We start from the raw sequence: 22387 nt of genomic DNA on the forward strand, positions 1-22387 counted from the left end.
ATGAGAAGTCTCCCAGCCCCTCCATTGCTCACGATAACTGCGATCCCCGAGAAAGTCTAGTCGTACGCTCGATGAGGTTCTTCGGCAGATAAAAGGCGTACTGGATGTTGTCGGATACTCCGAGGCTTACCGCCTCGTCGTAGCGCTCAGGTCGCTCAAAGCGACCGACAGACACCCAGGGTCCATCGGCAACAGCAGCTTCGATGCGGACTCCTGAGTCCAGGAGAAGCCTCCTACGCCCCTGGGCGTCGCTAGCCTCCCAGATCTCCCTGTAGGTGCTTCCCGTTCCCCGGTACTCAGTCCTACTGGGAGTCTCGGGAAGGGCGCTCAGTTGGTCAATCAGGGCCTCTAGAGAGGCAATCTGGCTGTCATAGATGGCCTTAACAGCCTCAGACTTCCCAGCAGACCTCTCAAGGAGGTCCACAAGGCCATCTTGGGCCTCCTGAAGCTCTTCTTTGTGGGATTCCCCGGGAATGAAGACCTCTTCGAGGACTTCCAGGTCTCCAATGTGGCTCAAAAGCTGCTCTTCGGTGATCTGCGTAAGGATTTTAGCGTTCACTGAAGTCGCTTCGCAGCCCAGTTTCTTAACCTTCCCCCTACACCTGTAGTAGACCCCCCATTTGGGGTCGCCACCACCAAAGATGTAGTGTGGGTGACCAGACTTCAGGCAGAAACTAATCTGCAAAAGAGGTGCAGTGGAGCGAGTTCGAGGCTTCTTGACCGAGTTATCGTCAAGTTTCTGCTGTAGGGCTTCCCAGACGTGCCGCTTCACGATTGGAGTGGACTGCATCACCGGCAGTCCGTTAGGACCCCTGAACACTTTGCCATTGTGAATCTGATATCCCAGCAGCGCTTTGTTCCGCAGAATCCTCCCGAGAACGGTGCTCGACCACCGTTCTCCGTTGGTGGGCTTGCCCTTCTGCTTGCGCTGCTGGTCTCGTGGTGCAAGAGCCTTGTTTCTGTTGAGGTCTTCGGCTATGGCGTTCAGGGAGTCTCCGCTGAGAATCCTCTCGATGGCCTTTCCGACAATCTCAGACGCCTCAGGGTCAGGCTCTAGCTTCCAGCCCTCACCCATTGGTTGTTTGACCGGGCGATAGCCGTAGGGAACAGGACCCCCGTGGTAACGGCCGTCCTCGCGAGCTTTCCTCTGAGAGCCCTGATTCCGATCCTTGATCGCGGCAAGCTCAATTTCTCCGGCGAACGCGAAGAATGTGACCATGAGCTGACTGATTGGGTCCAGAGGTCCTTTCCGGAAGTCCAGATCCATCCGAGGGGAGTTGCCTGGCCCCTTGTGGAAGATGATTACCTTCCGATGCTCAATGGCCCACTTGGACAGCTCGTACATGTCCATCATGCTGCGAATAGCTCGGTCCGCTCTGGCGAAGATCAGACCGTCATACTCGCTGGTACGCTTCGTGAGCCAGGGACCTAGCTTGGGTCGCTGGAAGGGGTTGAACTTCCCAGCCGAGATGTCAAGGTCCCTGGCCCAGTCGACGATGTTCTCCCCACCTGGCTCCACCGCTGGGTCGGCCAGGATGTCTGCCTCCTGGCGCTCAGGGGAGGTAGTCTCGTCGGTCTCCTTGCTGAGCCGGATGCCGGCTAGCAACCTCAGTGAGTTGGTCATCCATCGACTGTAACTCTAGAGCGCTCGAAGGCTCCAGTACGCCACAGTTACAGAGTGTCTGAGCTGGGGCTAGCTGACCGGAAGCGGCTGTTCAATGGGGTTGCCGTGCTCAGGAGGCAACGGCAGGTTCTTCGGAGTTCCCCGGGCGAGCAAGGCCAGGATGGCGACGGTGAGGGTGACTAGCAGGGCGACGGCGATCCTCTTCTCCACGGTCAGGATGCTACGCGATTACGCCTGCATCCTCTTGGCAGCGTCATCGTTGACAGCCTTGGCCAGGCCAGCCAGGAAGGCCGGGTCCTGAAGCAGAGCCGCAAGCTGATCCTTATCGATGGTCACCGGCTGAAGGACCGTCTTCGAGGTCGCACCCTCGAAGGTCTTGTTGAGGACATTCAGGGTCGACAGCCCGGCGGGGATACCACCACCCTCATACTGCCAGGGAAGCCGACGAAGCTCCTTGGCGACATCGGGGTCCTTCAGGGCGTTCTTGAAAAAATCGTTGAATTCAGCCTGGGTGGTCACTAGATCCTCCTCGGGGAACCACGGCTTAGTGCTGTTCTCGTGGGAATCACGAGTACTGAAGTGAACGTGCTTGTCATGGGGGTTCTTGCCAGAGTAGGTACGCCAAACTCCTAGGCCCCAGGACCGAGAGGTAATCCGGCGGTTGTAGATGACGTACTGGATTGCCTCGTGCTTCAGAGCAGCCGCGATAACTGCCTGGACGTCCACTCCATCGACGTCCATATCCCAGGCATCCACCGAGCCGTCAGGATCGGGGTTATGGTCGCTATCCGTCGCCTGGTGAGCGAGGTCTCCCACAGTTCCATCCGAGGTCTTATCCCGATCGGGCCACCTGGCATTCACCTCCTTTCGGAAGTTCGTCAGAGCCGGGTTGAGGTACCAACCGCCCATTACGACGGCTCCACGGGTGACTCTTCATCAGGAATGCACCTGGCGACTGACGCCGCCCGACGCTCCGCATACAGCTCGTACTTCAGGATCAGGAAGTTGACGAGATCCTGAAATACCTCAGGAGGCGTAGGGTCCTCCGGGAAAGGCCCAGGGGTGATCTGGGGCTCCAAGATGATCGTTGAGTTGCCCAGGCTGAGGGAGACTCGGTACGTCTCAAGGTCACCGGAGATTACGGGGGGGTCATAAGGCATCTTCGCAGCTCCTTGCGTGGTTGACAAAGCCCAGAGAATGTGCTTCCCTTGGCTCTCTATATGCGATCTTGAGGGGTTACTGATGGCGTGCAACAGCCGCGTTGGCGTACATGCACACCTCATCCAGCTTTGTCAAGGCCAAGCTGAGTTCCCGGGATTCGGGACAGTGCTCAAGGAGCACTTCGGCAAGCACCCCGCACTCGAAGCGAATCAGCTCATGCTTCGTCCGGATGTCCTCAGTGGACGGCTGGTGATAGCTGAACCTCGATGCGACCTCAGTCGGGTCAATCTTCACAGTGAAGTCCTTCGATGAAGCCACCGTATAATCCCTGGTCAGGACTGTATATCAGTGGAGACTTATACTCAGAGTTGTCAATGTGCCGATGGGTAAGCCCGAGCGGAGCGAGGGCTAGTCAGCGATCGGCTTCAATGTGGACGGTCATCGATAGTGATGATCGTAAATCATTCAAAACGGTGAATATTGAGACATCGGCATGTCCAAATTCTTCCCATATTTTGGGAATCGGACAAACTCTCCAAACCGTACAGCGGGGCGTACTAGGAGCGAGACGATGCCCAGCCATCGACGATCTTGGGTATCCCCCCGGGTGCATAAACATACATCGAACAAGCGTGCTAAGTCACGCTTGGCTACGGTGACAAGCATCAATCATCGATGAGCATGAGCATGCAAGAACATCAAACAAGCAGCTTGAGCAGCATAAACATGCTTCTGACACACTCTGAACTAAGCTGTGATGTAAGCACGTCTGTCTATGGCTACGGGGTGATACATGCACCAGGCCGCATACGGTGCATGGTTATGCAATCAGCATGCATGGATATGGAAGATCATATATGAGCGTTCTATAGTGGACAGACAGCAGTGACAGCCGTCTATGGGAGATCTCCTACCCGGCCGATAGGCGATGTAGGCTCGGGACAGAGACGCGCATCTATAGCGAGACCCATCGATAGTGAAGCCCTTGAATGGAAGCAAGCTTCGATAGAGACAGGCTTCGATGGGATGTCTACAGTGGAGAGAGCAGCCCGTCTAGGGGAGTGCATAAGTATGCGCTATGCCGGATGGCACTATCTGAAACTACCCGGGAATGTTACTTGTGAGTAACAGCTTTCATATCCTCTTTTATGCAAGCTGGCAGTGTAGGATTACGTCATGACTCAGCCGCTCGCCTCGCACGCCGCGCGCCCCGTGCGCGCGGGGGTGGCTGCTGTGTCTGGGGTGACTCACGGAATGGCCTGTACGCAGGCTCGCCGCATCCCTGTTCTTTGACAAGCGCGCACGCGCCCATAGCCCTAGGCAAACCTCTGGCACGCTAATGCGTGCGCAGTGCCGTGAGGAGAACCTAGGCAGTGCGGATGAGCCCTTTAGTAGACCTGTATGGGGGCACACGTTGTGTGCCTCTTTACCGTCGCCTAAAGGAGCATGAGCAATGGGAAGATACGACGACCTAACTGTCTACACTGACCCAGCTAGTCTGGAACGCCTCAAGGGCCTGCATGGATACGAAATCGGCGACATCAAAGATGGAATCGCCACACTGACATTCCCCAACATCGGACGTGCTGCCGGGTGGAAGAACATGGTAATTGAACCCGTGACACTGATTAGCGAGGTGAAGGGATTCACTCACGAAGTAGTGGTGATGGTTGAGCTGACACCCCACCACACGGATCTCTGCAACAACTGCGGAGGATGCCAGCGGAACGCCTGCGAAACTCACCGGCTCTGTTGGTGTGGCTGACAGCCTCACAGCCTCGCTAAGCCTCTATCAAGCCTTTCCCTAGTAGTGAGTAGGGGAAGGCTTGCTTAGTCGCTTAGACAGGACTAGCCCGTTACCGTCGCCTAGCAGTAAGGAATCGAGATGCGCCGCACAATCGCTACCCTGGCCATGCTGGTCACGCTCTCAGCCTGCCAGCCCGCCAACAGCAACAGCACCACTGAGACCTCAGCCAGCGAGCCGACCACGGTTGCCACCCTGGCAGCTACCCTCCCAGACTGTGAGGACGTGGAAGGCGTGACGCCGTGCTACACCTTCGATGAAGGTGAATGGCGGGTAGTCGAGAGCTACAGCCCTTACCGGGCTATCACCCTTCCGGAGTGTGCCACTGAGGATAGCGACAACTGCTACTGGGACGCCGCTAGCCAGGGAAACGGTAAGGGGCGAAACTTCATCACTGTGAACGGGCAAACTACCTATCTGTGAGCGCTTTAAGGGTGGCCAGGCTTAGCGGTCTGGCCGCCCGTATGGCACGGCAGAAAGGGATGAGGGGATGCAAACCATTCGGCCTATCGCGGAACGGATTGACGTTCCGTTTGAAGACATCAAACGCCAGGCTGCCAGGGACTACGGCGTGAGCATCGATAACCTGGCAATCACTGTGCACGAAGGTCACGGGGTACACACTCACGACAAAGACTGTCGCCTCATCGCGGGTAAGTGTTACAGCCACCATGACGATTCGGATTGGATTGTCTTTGTGATCTATGACGGGTTCCACCGCGCAGACTACGGCGTGATTGACGGCAGCTTTTCACTCTGGGCTGACTAACAGAAAGGAAACCGGGAATGTTTCGTATAGAGTTGAGGAATGGCAAGGGGTGGACAGAGCACGTCACCCTAGCCACCACTGAGGCTACCGAGAAAGTCATGACTGACCGGGGGCGCAAAAAGGGAACGCATTACAGGTTTGTTGACCTGAACAAGTCAGCAACCGTGAAGCGTGCCAGGAAGGCCACTGAGGCCACCACTGCCCCCGCTTTCAAGAGTGCTGAGGAGACAGCAGAGTGAGCATTACGCGATTTCAGGCCCTAGTGAGTCGTGAAAGCCTCGCTGAGGTTTACCCGAACATAGGGACTTACAAGGGAATGGCGTTCCATGTCGTAAGCATCCTGCCGCTAGCCGGTAGTGACCGGCTGATGATCGGGGTGGAGGGTAACGGGGTATCGACGGAATACACGCTTTATCAGCTCGACCCATCGCGTCACCTCCTGGAACTGATCGAACGGGGTACGTATCGGGAAGACATAATGACATGGCATGATCCCGAGTATGGGCCACTGCCGCTGTCCTACTAACGGCCAATCGGCTAGGCTCAGCTTCACAGCTGAGCCTAGCCATAGGCAATTAGGGAGGAATGACAATGGTTAGGTGGGCACGAAAGATTCCCACTAAGGGTGGAACATCAACGGTTCATGCCGTAGCAGAACGGAACGGAATCGCTACGGCACTATGTCAGCCGACCATGATGGTAAGCGACACTCAGCAATGGGTCGCAAAACAGGTCGGCGAAATTGCATACCTAACTAAGTGCTCACGTTGCGATCGTCGCCTAGCGGGCAACTAAGCCATGCCAGGTAAGCGTCACATGCGCTATGACCTCTGCCGCAAGTGTGGGGGCTGCTCTGCCGGTAAACTACGGTGCTCACACGGGCACCTATGGTGTTGGTGCGTAAAGGTGGTCCCGCTGTTGCGGGTACCGGAGTAGGGGAGAGGCAATGGACGTTTATTTCGATCACACCCATGAACAATGGGTGGGGGAGTACGAAACCCGTAGCGCTGACGGGGAAGTGCATCGTCAGACGGAATGGTTTAATGAAAAAGCTGACGCTGTGCGCTTTGCTCGCACTGGCGAAATGCCAAAGGGTGAGGATAAGTAATGGATCTAAGCCACTTTGACGCAATGGCGCGGAGAGGGGACTACATGGATGAGCAGCGAGACTACGCGGAAGAGGATTACACCCGCGCCGCAATGGAGCGTGAGGCTCGGGAAGAATTCGAGTACGAAGCAATTCGTACTCGAAGGGAAATTCCTAGCGTCACCTGTTGGGCTTGCCAGTGTTGCACGCTCGTTATAGCTAACGGGGAATGCTGCGACAGTGACCAGCACGGCGGGGATGGTAAAGAACCTCTGTCAGAGATCCCTAACGGTGCACACGCCACCCTGGGGATGTTCTGGCACAACCACGATGAACAGTGCCCCAATTACCAGCCCGAGGATGCCACTGAATACCGGGGGCAAGTCGCCGAGTGTAACTGCGAGCGGCGGGAATTCTCCTGGTCTAGCTGCGACGCTTGTGGCTCAAACCTGGGAGGCTCACGGCACGCTTTCGTAATCTGGTCACCGGCTGAGAGCGTCACAGAAGCATCAAACGGCTAGCCCGGTAGGGTGATGGGGTCTCAGCTCACTAGGGCGGCTACGGCCGTTCTAGCGGGCTGGATGTCCTATCAGACTCAAGGGGAGAGACATGGCAGACAGAATCCTCGCCAGAGACGTTCAGGAGATCTTCACGAATTTCTGCCAGGCAGCTAGCCGGGCTGGATTCAACACAATCGGATGGACCTTGCTTGCGCCAGAGATGAAGGGGAACGTCTGGCGTCTGCAAGAAAAGGAGGAATGGAGGGTCAACGGGAAGCTTACTGACCGCAAGTTTCACGACACCCCGTTTCCCTCTCACCTAGACGCGACTAACCGCGAAGTCTACTACCGGATTCAGGCGTGGATGCAATGCTTGACCGCTATCCGCAGCAACCGCGCTGATGTTGAGACTGGGAGCCAAATCGGATGAACGAAACTCGCATGATCTACCGGCCGGAAGGCTACCCCGTTTCTTTTGAATGGCACGGGCGCGCGTACATCGACGTTTATTCGATGGAAGACAGCACTCCGGACAGCAAGAGCAGTGAGGGTGTATTTCAGCGCGCTAGCGCTGAGGGGGCACCGTTCGCCGCTATCGGAGTGTGGGACTACGGCAAGGGTAAGCCTTCCATCCCCGTCACTCGGGAAGCTTTTGAGGCTGAGTGTGATGAGTGGATTAAAGAGAACCGTGAAGACTACGCACTCTGATCTCTAGTACGCAATCCGGAGGGATCGCTAGGCCCTTTAGTGTGGACGCTAGCGTCGCGCTAATGCACAACGAACCTGTAATGGATCTGTTTTTGGAGGGGTAATGACTGACGAAGAAATTAAGGCCCTTGAGTCGTGGTCTACCGTCGAGATTGACGGTAAGACTCACAAAATCGGAACGATCACCTATGACATCTCCGAGGAAACCGGAGTAATCAGTCAGGCCAGTTTCTACTCCCTGACGGAAAACCGCTGGGTCAAGCTTCGCTAGCTGTGTCCCCTTAGATTTCCCTAGGTGCCAGGTAATACCGCCTCACGTACGGATAACCGGCCGTAGGGGTGCCGTAGGCACCTAGGGATTTCTATCCGGACAACACTAGGGAGGCTTGAATGCCAGAGTCACGAGTAACCACGTGGGCAGACAGTTTCGGCGTATGGCACGCTCGTGTGCCTCGCAATGCCGTTTCCCCGTTGATTGCTGCTAGGCGAGCGCTACGCGATGAGTTGACCGCTAGGGAGGCTGACGTCGCTAGGGACGTTTGGATGCACCCGGTACGGGTGCCAGACATGGACAACGCAGAGACGATTGTTTACCGGGAAGGTGAGGCTGAGTAATGGCACGCGAGTACGTAACTGAGGATGGGCACCGTTACAAGTCGCTAAGTGATTTGATGGAGTTCGATCACGTTATCCAAGTGCGCGAGGATGGCACGATCAGTGACAACCTACCGAACATTCGTGAACTTTGGGCACCCGAGGTTACGTGGTCGGACGGTACGCACCATGTAGACGGGGAAGGCTGGTCACTCCTGAACGGTTACAGCGGGCAGTATGGTTACAGCGGTCCCGTGATGCACCCTAGTGAGCTCATCGGGGGCAGGATGGAACAGGACATCATTTCTCAGCCTGGTTACTACGTCGCGGTTGTGGTTTCAGACGTCGATGAGTGCCAAGCGCATTGCCCTGAGGATTGCGACGGAAACCACGATGATGCCGGGTGGGCAGTGGCCTACCGGGAAGGAATCTGAACATGATCCCTAATGCCGGGCCGGTAGAACTGCAAGAGAAAGCTACCGGCCGAATCGTTGGGCACCTAGCGGAGCCCCAGCTAGTAAAGACTCTCAGTGTAGGGGATGTCGTTTGGGACTTTATGAACGATGAACCCTGCACATTCCGGGGATGGGACTCTTTTACTAATTGCTATGTGTTCGCGTGGTCTACCGGCGGTGACTTTTGCGGTTGGGATGAAGGTGGCGACAAGCAACCTGTCTACTGGCGTAAGGTAGTGATGCACTAACGGGATTGGCACGGGGGTACGGCTACGGCCGTACCCCCCTCTGTCCTATTAGCGCTAGGGAAGGAATGGGAATGGGTTTCAGGGTTGGGCAACGCGTAGAGTCCCACCCGGCTACGGACGCATGGATTGCAGGCGACCGTTATGGCTGGGTGGAGAAGATTGGCCGCGAGTATGTCCATGTCAAAATAAACCGTAGCGGAAAGGTGCGCAAGTTCTCTCCAGAGAACATCCTCCCCGTTGATGGGGTAGCAGACCGACAGACCAGCTAGCCCAGTGGGAACGCTAGCTGTTCTTATCGGGTGCCCCGTGTTTTTGCTTCTCTGTCTAGCTGCGGTTGTCGCCATATACGGCGGGGAACTACTGCCAGACCTCCGAAGACGACATAGCCGGGCGGTGTTCATAGCTAGACACTCATGCGCAGAAAGGAGAGCCCTAGACGAACTAGATGGAGGCGAATAGGGAAGGGGCGAGGCATTCAAGCCTCGCCCCTTCATCGCTTTCTCAGCCGGGCTAGCCACCCCTGCGAGCCCGTTAGCAAGATCATCAGCTCTTGTCAATCATCCGGACGGTCGAATTTTGGTAACGATCTAGGACGGCCTTTTGGATCTTTCCTCCACTGGCAGTGACCGGGCGACTTCGATAAAGTTTCTCGTACGTCCGGTCCGGTACGTCCGGTCCCTTTGCGTCCGGTCGTGTCCGGTCGTGTCCGGTCCGGTCCCCACAGTCCGGTCCGGTTGGTTGCATAACTTGTCGTATGCAAGTCCCACGAGTACACTCGGAGAGGTCCGGTCGCACCCAGCGTCCGGTGCTACTACCTACTTACCGTCGCCAACATCGAAAAACCCGGGAGTCGACCTCGAATCCTTAGTCTTTTCGTACCGAGCCTCGATGATCGCCAACGCTCGAACGAGTCGGCGGATGGAGCTGAGAGGCATGGTCGCCGTAACAGGTCGGTCAGGGTCCTCAAGGATCGTCATCGGAAACTCCACGTGCTGTGCTACTAGGTCTGGTGGACCAGAGAAAACTGCGGACCACTTCTCCTTGGTGCGAGCCATGCTAGATCCATTCTCGTGAATGCGGGGAAGCTTTGCTTTCCAAGCTAGCATATCACCGAGTATGGAAGTTAGGTACCGTCAATAACTTGTGAGCACGCTCACACTGTCGGAAGGTTGACAGCGCATGAAACCCCCTCGTGATACCGGAGTCGTCCGGTGGTTTGTGTACATCCCAGGGCAAGGGACCTGGCGTGTCCCCCAGGGGGTGTCAGACCGGGAGGGGTATGCCCGGGAAATCGGGGCCACGGTGCTTCGTCGGGAAAACGACGTCGTATGGCGTCGGGAGTCCGGTGAGTCCGGTCGGGGCCACCTGGCGGTGGTCCGGTGATGCGAGACCCCTGGGAGGACATCGATGAAGACGTCCAGTTCGTTGCGGACCACATCTACTCCGGGTCGCATGAGGTCATCTCAGATCTCGTGCTGATGCACGAAGTACTCGTGGACTTCGAGGTGTGGGTAGGCGACTTCAGGGCGCAAGACGTCCTGCATGGCCCCATCCCCGCCTCTCAGTGGGAGCGACACTCGCCCTTCAGCGAATCGAAATCTATTGAGCTATCAAACATGGAGGTTCGACCGTGAACAGTCAGCTAGGCGACACTAGCAGCAGCGCACCTGAAGTCAAGATCGGGGGTGCGGAAGACTGGCGGTGGGTTGAGCACGAACCCAGGTGGGTGCCAGCCCTCCTTCCCGTGAGCGCACAGGGCGGCACGGCGAACGGGTTCATCTGTGTTCACGAGCTGGAGAATGGCACTGGTCAGTGCGGAGGGAACGTCTTCCGGACTGAGGACGCGATCGGCAAGCACGCCTGCATCGTCTACAACTGAATAAGAGAGGGTCTTATGACCACCTCAACCGTCGCCAACGAGACTTCCGAGGATGACGAACTTCTCCGAATCCTTACCGAACAGCCGTACCTCGTCTACACGTACTTTCCCGGCACGTACGCCCCGATGAAATATTCGCTTGGCGAGCCATGCGGAGAGTGCTGGATGACGCATCAGGTCGTAAACCCCAGGGGGATGTACGGCTGCGATCACCACTAGCTAGGAGTACCCACAATTGAATAACGGTACGCACGACGAGTTTGCTCACCTCCATGTCCACGACGACAAGTCTCTTCTGGACGGACAGGGGAAGCCACGGTCGTACGCTGAGAGGGCTGCCCTTCTGGGGCAGCCCGCCTTGGCTGTCACCAATCACGGCAACCTGCACACCGCAATGGAGCACTGGAAGTCCTGTAACTCTGTCGGTGTCAAGCCAATCATTGGATGTGAGTTCTATGTGGCTCCTGGGGAAGCCGAGAACAAAACCCGTGCCGATTGGGGACCTGGAGACCCGGATCGAGTCGCAGAGGACGGAGACAATCCTGGTATCGGTGGCCGAGGAGCTTACACACACCTCACAGTGCTTGCGCAGAATAGCGCGGGGCTCCGAAACCTATACCGTCTACAAGCGGGAGCTTATGATCGGGGATTCTATAGCAAACCTCGAATCGATGATTCAGCACTTGCAGAACACTCTGAGGGGCTAATCGTCCTCAGTGGTTGCGCTGGCTCCGCTATCTCCACTCGGTTGCGTCTGGGGCAGCAGCACCAGGCGTCCGTCCTCGCGGACCACTACAAGCAGGTGTTCGGTGAGCGATTCCTTATAGAGGTCATGCACCACGGCATACCTTTCGAGGATGCTCTCAATCGAGACCTGCTCGGGCTCGCTAGCCGTCACTCCCTCAAGGTCGTCGCTACCAACGACTCGCACTACTGTGACCCTCACGATTCGTTCGTCCATAGTGCTCTCCTTTGTGTTCAGACACAGAGCACGCTTGCTAAGCCGGTGTTCCAGTTCTCGGGGAGTGGCTACCACATCGCTTCCCGAGCGGAAATGGAGGCGAAGCCTCTGCCGGTGGAGGCGTTGGACAACACCCTCATGATTGTCGAGATGGTGGAGTCCTACGACAGTGTGTTTGAGCGGAAGCTTCGGTTTCCTGCCGTAGAGCTGCCTGACGGCTGGGATGAGGCTGAGGCGTTGTGGGCTCTCATCGAAGAGGGACTTGAGAGTCGACTTGGAGAGGTTCCCTCTGACTACTGGGATCAGGGTCGCTACGAACACAAAGTCATCTGCGACATGGGGTACGCCCCCTACTTCATTCCACTCCACTACATCATCAAGGAGGCGAAGAAGCGTGGCATCCCGATTGGGCCTGGGCGTGGTTCTGCGGGCGGTAGCCTCGTGGCTTACGCCCTGGGGATCACAGACCTTGACCCGATCGTTCACCGACTCATCTTCGAGCGCTTTCTCAATCCGGAGCGGAAGAGCCTCCCGGACATCGACATCGATGTTGACGAGTCTCGGCGAGACGAGTTCATCCAGATGGTCCGAGAGATGTACGGCGATGAGTTCGTTGCCCAGATCTGCACCTACGGGACCATCGGGGCCAAGAACGCGTTGAAGGATGCCAACCGGGTCCTGGGTGGCACCAATGAAAAGGGCCTCTGGTACAGCTCTCAGTTGCCTCCTGCGAAGTTCGGAAGGTCTCCGAGCCTGAAGGAGTACACCGGACCGAAGGATGAGGTCTACGAGCTTGCTACGGGGCTTGAAGGCACCACCAGAAACGAAGGCATCCATGCTGCTGCGGTAGTGATGTCTCCGGTGCCCCTGAGGGATCTGCTACCGCTCCGTCGCCCTGGTGGCGACAGCTCGGAGCCTTGGGTCACCGGGTTTGATATGCACGAGGTTGAGAGCTTGGGCCTCGTGAAGATGGACTTCCTTGGACTACGAAACCTAGGGATTATCGATGAGTGCCTGCGAGTGCTGACAGTTCGGGGCGGGGAACAACTGCTATTGCCCTGCCTCCCGGACGAATGCAACGACCGAGCCACCTACGAACTCCTCAGCTCCGGATTCACCCTCGGAGTCTTCCAGTTGGACTCTCCGGGGATGCGTGGACTGCTTCGTCAGCTCAAGCCTTCCCGCTTTGATGACATCTCGGCTGTGCTCGCACTCTACAGGCCAGGGCCTATGGGAGCTAACGCTCACACTGAGTACGCCCGACGAAAGGGCTCGAATGCCGGTTGGAAGTCGGAGTGGGCAATTCACGCTGAGTTGGAAGAAGCTCTAAAGCCTGCCCTCGCTCAGTCGTACGGTCTGATCGTATGGCAGGAACAGGTTCTTGAAGTCCTGAAGATCGTGTGCGGCTGGAGCTACGCCGAGGCCGCACTGTTGTTCGACGCGATGAGGAAGAAGAATCATGCGAAGATGGAGGCGACTAAGCCGGAGTATTTTGCATCGGGAAAGAGTCAGGGTTATTCAGAGGAAGCGCTTGGCGAACTCTGGGGAGTGCTTGTTCCTTTCGCCGACTACTCTTTTAACCGTGCTCATTCCGCCGGGTACGGTCTGGTTGCCTACTGGACTGCGTATCTCAAGGCGAACTATCCAGTCGAATACATGTCCGCCGTCCTATCCTCTGTGGCGGAAGACCCGGATAAGCTGCCTGGATACCTCGAAGAGGTAAACCGGATGGGAATCCCCCTGCTGCCTCCGGACATCAACCACAGTGGCGTGGGATTCTCACCGGGGCCAAAGGGAATTCACTACGGCATCTCTGCCATCAAGGGTGTCGGAGAGGCGGTCTTCAACGCAGTCGCCTCGAAGAGGCCCTTCAGCGACCTGGACGACTTCTTCCGCAGAGCGCCGGCTAAGGCACTCAACACTGGGTCTCTAGGGGCTCTGATTGCCTCTGGGACGCTCGATGGGCTCACGCCCTATCGAGAGGAGCTGTGGTTTGCCAGAGAGGCCCTGAGCGGTCGAGCAACACGCGACAGACAGGAACGGAGGAATGGTCAGAAGCCGCTCTACCGAATCGCCTACGGCGTCGGGAACAGCAACCTCAAGTCTACTGAGCAGCGTCAGGAGTGGGAGCGTACGTACCTGTCGACTGTGCTTACTCGCAGCCGAGTGGATCTCATTCCTACGAGAGCGCTAACCGAGGACGAGCTGTACTGGCTTCGGGATCTTCTACTGAGGAACCCTGGGGATCATGAAATCCAGCTCGTGATCGGTCGAGTGCGGCTCGACCTGCCGTCTGCCAACTGGCCTGTCGTCCAGCAGGCTGTAGCAAACCTTGGAGTGTTCCAGTGATCTAGGGCCACCTTCGGGTGGCCCTTTTTCATGCCCTGAAAGCTTGCATATCGAGCGGTATGCAAGTAGCCTGAGCGCAACCAGTCAGTCACTCTAGGAGGGTGGGCACGATGGCTAGCAGGAGAGACGAGAAGCCGGACCAGGGCAAGGCAACCAGTCAGTGTGGTGCCTGCGGAGGAGCGGGAGGCAAGAACGTCTCCCGGAAGGCGTACGACTCCAAGGGCAAGGTCAACGGCTGGGTGACCACCTGGGAAACCTGCAAGTCGTGTGGTGGCAGAGGCACGAAGTAGTAGTACTCTCGCTACATGGCGTCACTCTGTCGCAAGTGCGGAGGCGAGGGGCATGTCTCTCGTGAGGTGCTAGTAGTCGGTCCGGTACGACCGTCGCCAGGAATGATCTTCCGGGTCGGTGCGGTCCGGACGAACTTCGTTCCACCGAGCAAGTCTGGAAGTATGTACTGTCACTACCCGTGTCACCGCTGCGGTGGATCAGGAAGACGCTCGAACTAACCAGGGGGCTCCCAAACGGGAGCCCCCTTTTTCTATGCCCAAGTCCAGATGATGTCCTTACGCATTCCGCCTCCTTTTTCGACCGGCTTGTTTCTCGGCCTCCGTTTTGGCCTTGTGGCAGGAGCGACAAATCCAGCCGAGGTTTTCTTTGCGGTTGGTACCGCCTGAGGCTCGATTGAGTTTGTGGTCGACTGCCCCGGCGGTATCGATGCATCGGCAGAGATAGCAACGCTTCTCATCGAAGCCCTCAGCGTCCTTGCGGATCGTCTTCCAGTTGGATGGCAGTGCAACCATTCCGCTGGAGGGCTTCCAGACTTGGTGAGTCTTGCAGGGCTTAAAGTTCCGGCACCCAACCTGGGGGCACCGTTGTTTAGCTCTGGGCATCCACGAGGAGCCAGTCTTCGGCAAGAAGATCAGACTGGCTGGCAACCCACGGCACCAGATCGCCGTCTACCGGGGAGATGTAGATGTACGGGCGACGCATCTTCGAGTGCTCGTCCGGGACCTGAAGGGCAAGGAACTGGCGCTTGCCGTTCCAACCAGAACGAGTAACGGTCTTGCCCTGGCGAAGCTCATCGAGAGCCTGTCCGAAGTCCATTGCTTCTCCTATTCAGTTGTGAGAGGTTTCCTCTCCAGCTCTGGCGCTCATTAGTGGTTTCGCCGGCTGAGGAAGAAGTTGAATCGGGGAAGGGGAGCTGCCATGAGTGGTAGCGGCCTCTGGCGCTCTAGAAACCCTCCCCCGACGACTAGCGAGCTACCTGCTCGACATGCACTCCGCAATACCCAAAGTTTTCTAGCCCGCTGTTGCGGCCATAGGTCTCCGAGTAGTAGACGGTGACGATTCCACTCTGAATAATCATTTTCGAGCATTCATAACAGGGCTCATGGGTGCAGTACATGTATGCGCCCTCGGTGCTAATTCCCCGGCGAGCAGCCCAGAGGATTGCATTGGCCTCAGCATGAACGGCTAAGCGACAGGGTTCATCTCTGGTGACGTGATTGCAATGTGCCTCTCCGGAAAGCGCACCATTGTATCCCGAGGAGAGTATTACTCCTCGATGGTCAGCGATCACCGCTCCAACGTGAAGCCGCGAACAGGTGGAGCGCTTAGCAAACTCGTAGGCAACGCCAATCAGCGTTTGGTGGATCGTTGGCCTAGAAGTATTCAACATCGGCTCCGAGATTTTCAACGGCCGTTAGTAAGTCCCTAGTAGAAGCGAGTTCGTATTCAGTCAACGAACTCGCGACTTTAACTTCGGCTCGATGTTTTCCATCGAGCCTACTAAAGAGAACCAGCCCCTTGGCTGGTTCTCGACTACTATCACCAAATCCCATACGGATTTGGTTGAGGTATAGGAACTTCTTCTTTACCGTTCCCCCTCCGGGGAACGTCACTATGGCTAGGATCTTGTATTTCATCGACAAAGCCGATTTCGCTCCTGATGGCAGCTCCTTCGAGGGCTGCCATTCTTCCCTAAGCAGGGTTGCCCAATTGCAACCCTGCACTTAGGGCAACTCACAGAGTTGCGAACCCTATCTCTCCAGGCTTCTCTCTGGAGGAGAAGCCTTTCACCCTCTTCTAGGGAAGCTTCGTAGAAGCTCATAGTTAACTCCCAGGGGTTAAAAGGGGGTTGTAAACCCCCTTAATTACTGAGGGTTTAACTAAACCCCTTAAAGAGTCTAGCCTCGATGTCCCCTGGGACACTGGCAACAGCCGAAGAAGTTTTCGGTGAACTTGCTCCTCACTAAGAACCGTGCATGTCCCAGCTCGGACCTCCGGGACAGCCAGACCCCCTCATGTGACCGACGTCACATGGAAGATGCCTTCAAACCCGGTCAACTTGGACTCGCATAACGCCGGTTATGCAAGTACCGTTGGGTTCACGCCAACCGGCGACGAAGGGAGCGAGATGATCGAGATTGCCTTGTACTGGAGTGCTGAGGCTGACCCTCCGTCCTACCTCAGGGACACACTTCCTGAGTCGGTCAACGCTCCAGCTCTTCCCCCCGAGGGCACGCTGATTGACCTGTTCTCAGGCGACGAGACGGGGGCCTGGATCTTCAGCGTCGAGGTGGACTACCTCGTTCTCGACGCTGCCTCTGATCCTGCCAACCCGAGATACAAGGCGTTCGTGGATCACGCCTAACAACCTCACAGGAAAAACAACTGAATATGTTCATCGTAGATGCCGGCTACACCCTGGAAGAGGCTGTGGGGGAGTTAAAGCCCCACTCCTATACGCCGGATAGCGAGGTCAAGAAGGCCATTCGTGGCACTCTCCCTGGCTACTCGGTTCTCGGAGATCATGGCCCGGAATACGCCCCGAAGAAGGAGCGTCCAGTTGAAGCCGAAGCAATCCTAGATTGCGGTCATCGACTGCAATTCACCGTCGCCCCAGTAACAGGAGAAACACTCTATTGCCCCCATTGTGAGACATGGGAAAAGTGCACCGTCCCTGGGGGCTATCTCGTTAAGTGCGAGACCTGCAAATCGGATGTGGAATCGCACTTTGGCCATAACTCCACCCTGGCGCTAGCCAGGGCGAGAACGCACGCGTTCGGCAAGGGCAACAGGAAACGAGCAATCTCCCACGATGTACTCGTGGGTCGGTACACCGAAACTGGAATCGTCTGGAACAGGTACGAGAAGGGGATGGGACAGTAATGTTCAAGTTCAGTGTTGATGAGGCTCTTCGGCAGTGGCCCACCGATAACACCCAGGCCGACTACCAGCCCGCTGGGAACGCGATGGCAAAGGCTCTTCGGGCGCTAGGGATCACTGAGGATGCCCACGGTGCCTCCAGTAACGTTTCGATTCGCACCCAGCCTTCGGACGGCTACAACGTCTCGGTGAACGCCGATGATGCTGAGCGGTACGCCCGAGAGCTGTGGAAGGACACTCGGGTCATCGAGGTTAAGATCGACGGCACTCCCTTCGCGAAGCCCATCAAGAAGACCGTTGAGGACGTCGAGAAGGAGCTTGCCGACTTCAAGAAGAAGGTTGTCGCGGTCGCCCTTCGGACGAAGCGGGAAGAGGAGTGGTGCGACTCCGGCTTCGAGCGGGCGATGAAGGAGCTGGGACTGGAGATCCCCTCCACGAAGGTTCGGATCACCCTGGACCTGGACTTGGCCGACTACGACACGGACCTCACTGCGGATTCTCCGCTTGAGCAGTTTAAGAACTTCCTCCACTGGGACATCGAGTCCTCTGAGATCGGGGATGCTGTCAAGTCCGTCGAGCCCATCAAGGGCTGAAAATCGTGGAACCTCTGGAGAAATTTTGGCGATTGATAACGCATAAGCGTTGGGCTCTGGTTCGTATCGGCCGTACGGGAAAGAAGAAGATCGTCGGCTGGTACCGGAGTCGTCAGACCGCGCAAGACGTTTCCTCGGAGATGAACGAGTTCGAGATGTTCGCCGGCAACCGACAGCCCGACTACAAGGTGGAGTGGATCTGATGTTCCAAAGGACCGGCGAGACGTACGCCGAACTTCCCCACGGCAAGCGCATCCTCTTCCTCGGGCACGAAGGCACGGTATTCAAAGCCGATGGGTACGCCAGGCATGTTTCTCCCGCTCACGTAGCAGTGGTGCTGCACGCTACCCCTGGCATTATTCACCACGTTCACCAGGACACCATCGAGGTCTGGGAGGAGCCCAAGCCCGAACCTCCGACGCCTCAGTACACCGAGACGGAGTACTACCAGTGCACCATCACAGGAGCGGTCTACAAGCGTCAGTTCAATGGCTTTGAGTGGCATCTGATCTGCATCGGTTCAATCCGTCCGTCCATCAAGGTGACCTCCTGCGACTCGTCCAACCCTGAGGGCTTTAAGCGTCTCTACAAGGAGGTCTGAGGGTGCAACAGATCGTTCTCAGTCGGGTGATGTGGTCTCCGAACTACTCTCAGGTGCTCACCGGGTACGACGTCTCCGGGGAGTTCGTTCACACCGAGCGGGTTTTCGTGACCTGCAAGGAGGACATCTACATCGATCCCGAGCGGTCGATTGAGTATGTCGTTCAGAGCTGGGCTCCGGATGGCCGAGGGTACGTGGATGGAAAGAAGGAGCAGTGAAGGTCTGGGAGACGGTCAAGCCGACTGTCACTGACCCTCGGTATGTACTCTTCCAACTGGCCTACTGGTCTGCGTGGTTCCTCTACCACGGACTCACAGAATGGACGGTCCTGTGATCTGCAAGGGCGAGTACACCTGGGGATTCTTCCACGACTGGAGCAAATGGCAGACGTCCGCTCAGGAAGTCAGGAGTGAGTTCATCACCGGTGCGACGGCTACCGCTCCGGTAGCTAGCTCCAAGATGGTTAGCACTGAGTTCTTCCAGTTCCGGTCGTGCTCCCGGTGCGGCAAGCGCAAGGGCGGGAAGGTGAAGTAATGGGGCGTGGCGGAAGCACACTTGTCCTCACCCTCGGTGAGGTGGCCCTGATGATGGCGATCGTCGGGAACCTAGACCCGAAGAACTACAAGTACGACTCGGCGAAGGCCCTGATCCACAAATGCAAGGCTCAACTTGCCGAGCCGCCTGGTCACATCCGAATACTCCCGAACTAACCGAACACCACAATTGAATAACGAAGGGGGGCTCCTTCAGGGGCCTTCTTTTCGTGGAAGGACAACTGAATATGGGCAACTTCGAGGAGACCTTCAAGGGTCTGCTGGCTCGGTACCTGACGAAGTATCACGATGATGCGATCGAGGTTATCGACTACGAGCAGGACACTGAGGCTGGAGGCTACTGCGAGACCTGCTACTACGAGGACACCGTTGTTCGCATCAAGTACATCAGCGCTGCCTCTGGCGACCGACGGCAGTTCACCTACTACGGAGACATGGGTGAACTGATTCGGTGCCTCACCTCTTTCGAGGAGGAGGACCAGGCCAAGTGACCAAGCTGGAAGAGCTTGTGGCCGGACTCCGAGAGTTGGAGCGGGATCTTGATGGGGTCTGCGACGAGATGACCTTCAGCGAGATTGACAATCACTCTCAGGCTGCGTACTGCCTGGCACTGGCAGAGGAGATTCTTCGTGAAGATCCTCGTTGAGATCCCTGATCGCTACTGGGTGGCCCGAAGGATCTACTCAGGAGTGAAGCTCGACATTAGGGGTGTAATCGATGAAAGCGTGTGGCCGGAGTACGGAGATGCGTACCTCATCGGAGAAGTCCTTGAGGTGGTGAGGGATGAAGATCCTCGCTGAAGACCTTCAGCGTCTCTGCTATAACGCCATCCAGTTCAGCCACAAGGACAGCTCCCTTGGTGGCGTGGTGATGTTTCAGGATCACGGAATGCACTTCGGGGTGTACGCCTCGGACGATTACGTAGCGATGTGGGACCGAGCGTCGATCGATCAGCCCGAGAACTACGGACTTGACTTCCACCTGGGCCTGAAGGAGGTCAAGGAGCTTGAGAAGGCTCTCCGAACCGTGGAGGGTGAGGTAGAGGTCTACGTATCGGGAGACGAGCTTCTAGGACCCTGGGAGCAGACCCTTCAGATCGTCTCTGAGCCTCCGGATTTCTCGGGGGTAGTAGAGGTAGTGCACCGAGAGCTGAACGGGCTCGCAGAGGACTACTACCCGGCTTCTCGGGAGCCTTTTGCGATCCGTGCTGAACGGTTCACGAAGTTCCGGCTCCTGAAGACTCCGGAGTCTCCGAGTTGCAAGGACGGATACCCGGTGGACTTCCTCTGGGATGGCTCGATTCTCCGGTGGAAGTGTGGTCCGTTCCTCCGGGGTGTCGTGGGTCCGCTGACCCGGTACAGCTACGACGACATCACCGGCATCAAGGAGTTGTACGCAGCAGAAGAGGGGGTGTTGTGGTGAACCATCACAAGGTCATCATTAACTCGTTCACTGGTGAGTACAGCTTTCTGTCGAACTTCTACCAGCGATCGTTCGTTCTCTGGGGGATTGAGTTCCCTACGGCTGAGCACGCCTTTCAGGCGGGGAAGACGCTCGACATGGATGAGCGCCGGCTGATTGCTGCTGTATTGACTCCTGGGTTCGCCAAGAGCATGGGGCGGCAGGTTCTTCTTCGGCCGTACTGGAACGAGTTCTATCGCTACGAGGTGATGGAGGAAGTTCTCCAGGCGAAGTTCTCGGACCCTGACCTTCTGGCAAGACTCGAAGCTACGGCTCCTAGTCTCCTCATTGAAGGGAACACCTGGGGTGACCAGACCTGGGGTGTTTCCAGGGGGCAGGGTCACAACCTGCTTGGCTGGATGCTCATGAGAATTCGTGACGACGTTGCCACGGGGTAAGCCGGCTAGCCGGCTAGAATAGTTTCGTAAGGCAAAACAACTGAATAGCCGGGAGAGCCCAGGCTATCTGCCTGGGCTCTCTTTCGGCACTGGGGGAGTGATGTCTGAAGAAGAGTGGAGAGAGATTCCGGGGTTCGAGCGGTATGAGGTCAGCAATCTCGGCCAAGTTCGGAGCTGGCGAACTCGGGGTCACGGGGGATATCGAGCGAAGCACCCGAGAATTTTGACGCAGAGACTAACTGGTGTTAAAGGGCACGAGCGGTGGGCTGTCCGCCTGGAAAATCGGGTCACCACCGTACACCGTCTGGTTCTTCTCGCCTTTGTAGGTTCCCCACCTGGGGGTCAGGTCGGCTGCCATAACGACGGCAACCGAGACAACAATGCACTAGACAATTTGCGCTGGGATACCCAGCGGGCTAATGCAGCAGATCAGGTGGCGCATGGTACAGCGCCCATTGGCGAGCAAAATCCGGCAGCGAGACTGACCGAGGAGGATGTTACTGCCATTCGGAAGGCTCCCTATCACCGAGGTCTTGCCAAGGAGCTTTCTCAGCAGTATGGCGTTACCCACTGGCATATACGAGCAATCCGCAGAGGGAGGTGCTGGAATGTCGGAGGCTAGACGGTACACGAGATCCTTTAGCCAGCTTTCTCAGTACGCGAAGTGCTCGGAAGAATTCCGCCTCAATCGGATGGTTCGCCCCCGGCTTCCCAGCCGACCTGCTAGTTGGCTTGCCGGTGGAATTGCCATCCAGTCAGCCGCAGACGATTGGGAGCGTACAGGTCGCAAGTATGACCTGGCGGGAATGTTCGAGGAGTATTACTGGCGAGAGATTGACAGGCTCAAGGAAGAGCAGCCCGACCTTTCCTACTGGATGAAGCCACCTCGCACGAAGACGGTAGAGAAGGATATCGAAAACCGCCTCAACCGGGGGCTGGAGTCCTGGGTAGGCAACTACCTTCGGTACGCGGAAGAGGGCGAATGGGAGATCTGGAATGACCCTTTCGGAGATCCTGCTATCGAGGTCGAATGCACCTGGACATTCCCCTCAGGGGTGTCGATCAATATGGCCATCGACAGAATTCTGTACTGGCCCAAGGCGGATATTTGCACCATCGAAGATCTGAAGTCCGGGAATAGGGTTGATGACCCCCGGCAACTAGGACTGTATTTGTTCGTTGCCAATCGACTCTTCGAGGATCACCTTCCTGCACCCATCCAGCACGCCCGTTTCTGGTACTTCAAGGATGGCGTAGCTGGGGAGTGGGAGACCGATCATCGATGGACTGAGGAGTACTTGGATGCCGAGTATTCAGCACTCGACCGAGGAATTCAGAACCGAGTGTTTATCGCCAGTCCGAGCAGTGACAACTGTGGCCTTTGCGGCGTCAAGGAATGGTGTCGACTCAAGGGTTACCTCCGAGAAGACGAAGACCTCAAGTAGTCCGACAACTGAATAGGACAACTGA

General features: G+C 56.8%; 32 protein-coding genes. 23 read left to right on the forward strand and 9 right to left on the reverse strand.

All coding sequences use genetic code 11. From position 1 onward, the window contains the following. Positions 1-28: 28 nt before the first annotated feature. From A6A27_RS27010 to A6A27_RS27025, 4 genes are all read right to left on the reverse strand, one after another. A complete protein-coding gene (locus A6A27_RS27010) occupies positions 29-1624 on the reverse strand; it encodes a recombinase family protein (protein WP_073837460.1) in 1596 nt (531 codons plus the stop codon). Between the two features lie 69 nt (positions 1625-1693). Beyond that, entirely contained in the window at positions 1694-1834 is a 141-nt protein-coding gene (locus A6A27_RS44460; RefSeq protein ID WP_158074063.1) for a hypothetical protein, read from the reverse strand. Between the two features lie 18 nt (positions 1835-1852). Then, complete coding sequence (locus tag A6A27_RS27015) at positions 1853-2533, reverse strand: hypothetical protein (RefSeq protein WP_143194185.1); 681 nt, start codon at positions 2531-2533, stop codon at positions 1853-1855. Between the two features lie 327 nt (positions 2534-2860). Then, positions 2861-3103, reverse strand: coding sequence for an Acb2/Tad1 domain-containing protein (locus A6A27_RS27025; RefSeq protein WP_143194186.1), 243 nt, complete (start codon positions 3101-3103; stop codon positions 2861-2863). A gap of 1135 nt (positions 3104-4238) precedes the next feature. Here A6A27_RS27025 and A6A27_RS43465 point away from each other — a divergent pair. From A6A27_RS43465 to A6A27_RS43485, 11 genes are all read left to right on the forward strand, one after another. Continuing rightward, entirely contained in the window at positions 4239-4550 is a 312-nt protein-coding gene (locus tag A6A27_RS43465) for a hypothetical protein (protein WP_143194187.1), read from the forward strand. Between the two features lie 120 nt (positions 4551-4670). Then, positions 4671-5012, forward strand: a complete 342-nt coding sequence (locus tag A6A27_RS27030) for a hypothetical protein (RefSeq protein WP_073837463.1) — start codon at positions 4671-4673, stop codon at positions 5010-5012. Positions 5013-5079: 67 nt separating this feature from the next. After that, on the forward strand, positions 5080-5358 hold the full coding sequence (locus tag A6A27_RS27035; RefSeq protein ID WP_073837464.1) for a hypothetical protein: 279 nt from the start codon (positions 5080-5082) through the stop codon (positions 5356-5358). Positions 5359-6304: 946 nt separating this feature from the next. Further along, complete coding sequence (locus tag A6A27_RS44465) at positions 6305-6466, forward strand: hypothetical protein (protein WP_158074064.1); 162 nt, start codon at positions 6305-6307, stop codon at positions 6464-6466. Between the two features lie 588 nt (positions 6467-7054). Further along, the gene (locus A6A27_RS43470; RefSeq protein WP_143194188.1) at positions 7055-7375 is read left to right on the forward strand and encodes a hypothetical protein; all 321 of its coding nucleotides are present in this window, start codon (positions 7055-7057) and stop codon (positions 7373-7375) included. Continuing rightward, entirely contained in the window at positions 7372-7653 is a 282-nt protein-coding gene (locus tag A6A27_RS43475) for a hypothetical protein (RefSeq protein ID WP_143194189.1), read from the forward strand. Before A6A27_RS43470 ends, A6A27_RS43475 begins: the two co-directional genes overlap by 4 nt. Before the next feature lie 103 nt (positions 7654-7756). After that, positions 7757-7924, forward strand: a complete 168-nt coding sequence (locus A6A27_RS44470) for a hypothetical protein (RefSeq protein WP_158074065.1) — start codon at positions 7757-7759, stop codon at positions 7922-7924. Between the two features lie 343 nt (positions 7925-8267). Next, on the forward strand, positions 8268-8681 hold the full coding sequence (locus A6A27_RS43480; RefSeq protein ID WP_143194190.1) for a hypothetical protein: 414 nt from the start codon (positions 8268-8270) through the stop codon (positions 8679-8681). Between the two features lie 1651 nt (positions 8682-10332). Then, positions 10333-10584 (forward strand): hypothetical protein, encoded by a 252-nt coding sequence (locus tag A6A27_RS27050; protein ID WP_143194191.1) that lies wholly within the window; start codon positions 10333-10335, stop codon positions 10582-10584. Between the two features lie 480 nt (positions 10585-11064). Beyond that, complete coding sequence (gene dnaE / locus A6A27_RS27060; protein ID WP_073837469.1) at positions 11065-14139, forward strand: DNA polymerase III subunit alpha; 3075 nt, start codon at positions 11065-11067, stop codon at positions 14137-14139. 110 nt (positions 14140-14249) lie between these two features. Continuing rightward, positions 14250-14429: a hypothetical protein gene (locus A6A27_RS43485; RefSeq protein WP_143194192.1), complete on the forward strand. Its 180-nt coding sequence runs from the start codon at positions 14250-14252 to the stop codon at positions 14427-14429. Between the two features lie 276 nt (positions 14430-14705). On the opposite strand, the gene A6A27_RS47670 is transcribed toward A6A27_RS43485, so the two are convergent. The 5 genes from A6A27_RS47670 to A6A27_RS47680 form a co-directional block, all read right to left on the reverse strand. Then, positions 14706-15032: an HNH endonuclease signature motif containing protein gene (locus A6A27_RS47670; RefSeq protein WP_083672910.1), complete on the reverse strand. Its 327-nt coding sequence runs from the start codon at positions 15030-15032 to the stop codon at positions 14706-14708. After that, positions 15019-15246, reverse strand: a complete 228-nt coding sequence (locus A6A27_RS27070; RefSeq protein ID WP_073837471.1) for a DUF2829 domain-containing protein — start codon at positions 15244-15246, stop codon at positions 15019-15021. The genes A6A27_RS47670 and A6A27_RS27070 overlap by 14 nt, the downstream gene beginning before the upstream one ends. A 148-nt stretch (positions 15247-15394) precedes the next feature. Continuing rightward, positions 15395-15820 (reverse strand): dCMP deaminase family protein, encoded by a 426-nt coding sequence (locus tag A6A27_RS47675; RefSeq protein WP_073837472.1) that lies wholly within the window; start codon positions 15818-15820, stop codon positions 15395-15397. Continuing rightward, a complete protein-coding gene (locus A6A27_RS43490; RefSeq protein ID WP_143194193.1) occupies positions 15804-16067 on the reverse strand; it encodes a hypothetical protein in 264 nt (87 codons plus the stop codon). The genes A6A27_RS47675 and A6A27_RS43490 overlap by 17 nt, the downstream gene beginning before the upstream one ends. Beyond that, positions 16064-16252, reverse strand: a complete 189-nt coding sequence (locus A6A27_RS47680) for a zinc finger domain-containing protein (RefSeq protein WP_443190008.1) — start codon at positions 16250-16252, stop codon at positions 16064-16066. Before A6A27_RS47680 ends, A6A27_RS43490 begins: the two co-directional genes overlap by 4 nt. A 195-nt stretch (positions 16253-16447) precedes the next feature. Between A6A27_RS47680 and A6A27_RS27080 the strand changes: the two genes are divergently transcribed. The 12 genes from A6A27_RS27080 (at position 16448) to A6A27_RS27125 (ending at position 22362) form a co-directional block, all read left to right on the forward strand. After that, positions 16448-16795, forward strand: coding sequence for a hypothetical protein (locus tag A6A27_RS27080; RefSeq protein ID WP_143194194.1), 348 nt, complete (start codon positions 16448-16450; stop codon positions 16793-16795). Positions 16796-17312: 517 nt separating this feature from the next. Further along, positions 17313-17903 carry a hypothetical protein gene (locus tag A6A27_RS27085; RefSeq protein ID WP_073837474.1) on the forward strand — a complete coding sequence of 197 codons (591 nt, stop codon included), beginning with the start codon at positions 17313-17315 and terminating at the stop codon, positions 17901-17903. 5 nt (positions 17904-17908) lie between these two features. Then, positions 17909-18106, forward strand: a complete 198-nt coding sequence (locus A6A27_RS43495) for a hypothetical protein (protein WP_143194195.1) — start codon at positions 17909-17911, stop codon at positions 18104-18106. Further along, positions 18097-18504 (forward strand): hypothetical protein, encoded by a 408-nt coding sequence (locus tag A6A27_RS27090; protein ID WP_143194196.1) that lies wholly within the window; start codon positions 18097-18099, stop codon positions 18502-18504. The genes A6A27_RS43495 and A6A27_RS27090 overlap by 10 nt, the downstream gene beginning before the upstream one ends. Positions 18505-18506: 2 nt before the next feature. Next, complete coding sequence (locus tag A6A27_RS27095; protein ID WP_073837476.1) at positions 18507-18722, forward strand: hypothetical protein; 216 nt, start codon at positions 18507-18509, stop codon at positions 18720-18722. Positions 18723-19285: 563 nt separating this feature from the next. Next, on the forward strand, positions 19286-19549 hold the full coding sequence (locus tag A6A27_RS27105; protein WP_073837478.1) for a hypothetical protein: 264 nt from the start codon (positions 19286-19288) through the stop codon (positions 19547-19549). After that, the gene (locus A6A27_RS44475; RefSeq protein ID WP_158074066.1) at positions 19546-19704 is read left to right on the forward strand and encodes a hypothetical protein; all 159 of its coding nucleotides are present in this window, start codon (positions 19546-19548) and stop codon (positions 19702-19704) included. Before A6A27_RS27105 ends, A6A27_RS44475 begins: the two co-directional genes overlap by 4 nt. Continuing rightward, positions 19688-19858: a hypothetical protein gene (locus A6A27_RS44480; RefSeq protein ID WP_158074067.1), complete on the forward strand. Its 171-nt coding sequence runs from the start codon at positions 19688-19690 to the stop codon at positions 19856-19858. Before A6A27_RS44475 ends, A6A27_RS44480 begins: the two co-directional genes overlap by 17 nt. Further along, complete coding sequence (locus A6A27_RS44485; protein WP_073837479.1) at positions 19842-20480, forward strand: hypothetical protein; 639 nt, start codon at positions 19842-19844, stop codon at positions 20478-20480. Before A6A27_RS44480 ends, A6A27_RS44485 begins: the two co-directional genes overlap by 17 nt. Then, on the forward strand, positions 20477-20917 hold the full coding sequence (locus A6A27_RS27115) for an NADAR family protein (RefSeq protein ID WP_073837515.1): 441 nt from the start codon (positions 20477-20479) through the stop codon (positions 20915-20917). Before A6A27_RS44485 ends, A6A27_RS27115 begins: the two co-directional genes overlap by 4 nt. A 100-nt stretch (positions 20918-21017) precedes the next feature. Next, complete coding sequence (locus tag A6A27_RS47685; RefSeq protein WP_073837480.1) at positions 21018-21539, forward strand: NUMOD4 motif-containing HNH endonuclease; 522 nt, start codon at positions 21018-21020, stop codon at positions 21537-21539. Next, positions 21526-22362, forward strand: a complete 837-nt coding sequence (locus A6A27_RS27125; RefSeq protein ID WP_073837481.1) for a PD-(D/E)XK nuclease family protein — start codon at positions 21526-21528, stop codon at positions 22360-22362. The genes A6A27_RS47685 and A6A27_RS27125 overlap by 14 nt, the downstream gene beginning before the upstream one ends. Positions 22363-22387 lie beyond the last annotated feature (25 nt).

The sequence above is a fragment of the Micromonospora sp. CB01531 genome (assembly GCF_001905095.1).
Taxonomy (GTDB): Bacteria; Actinomycetota; Actinomycetes; order Mycobacteriales; family Micromonosporaceae; genus Micromonospora.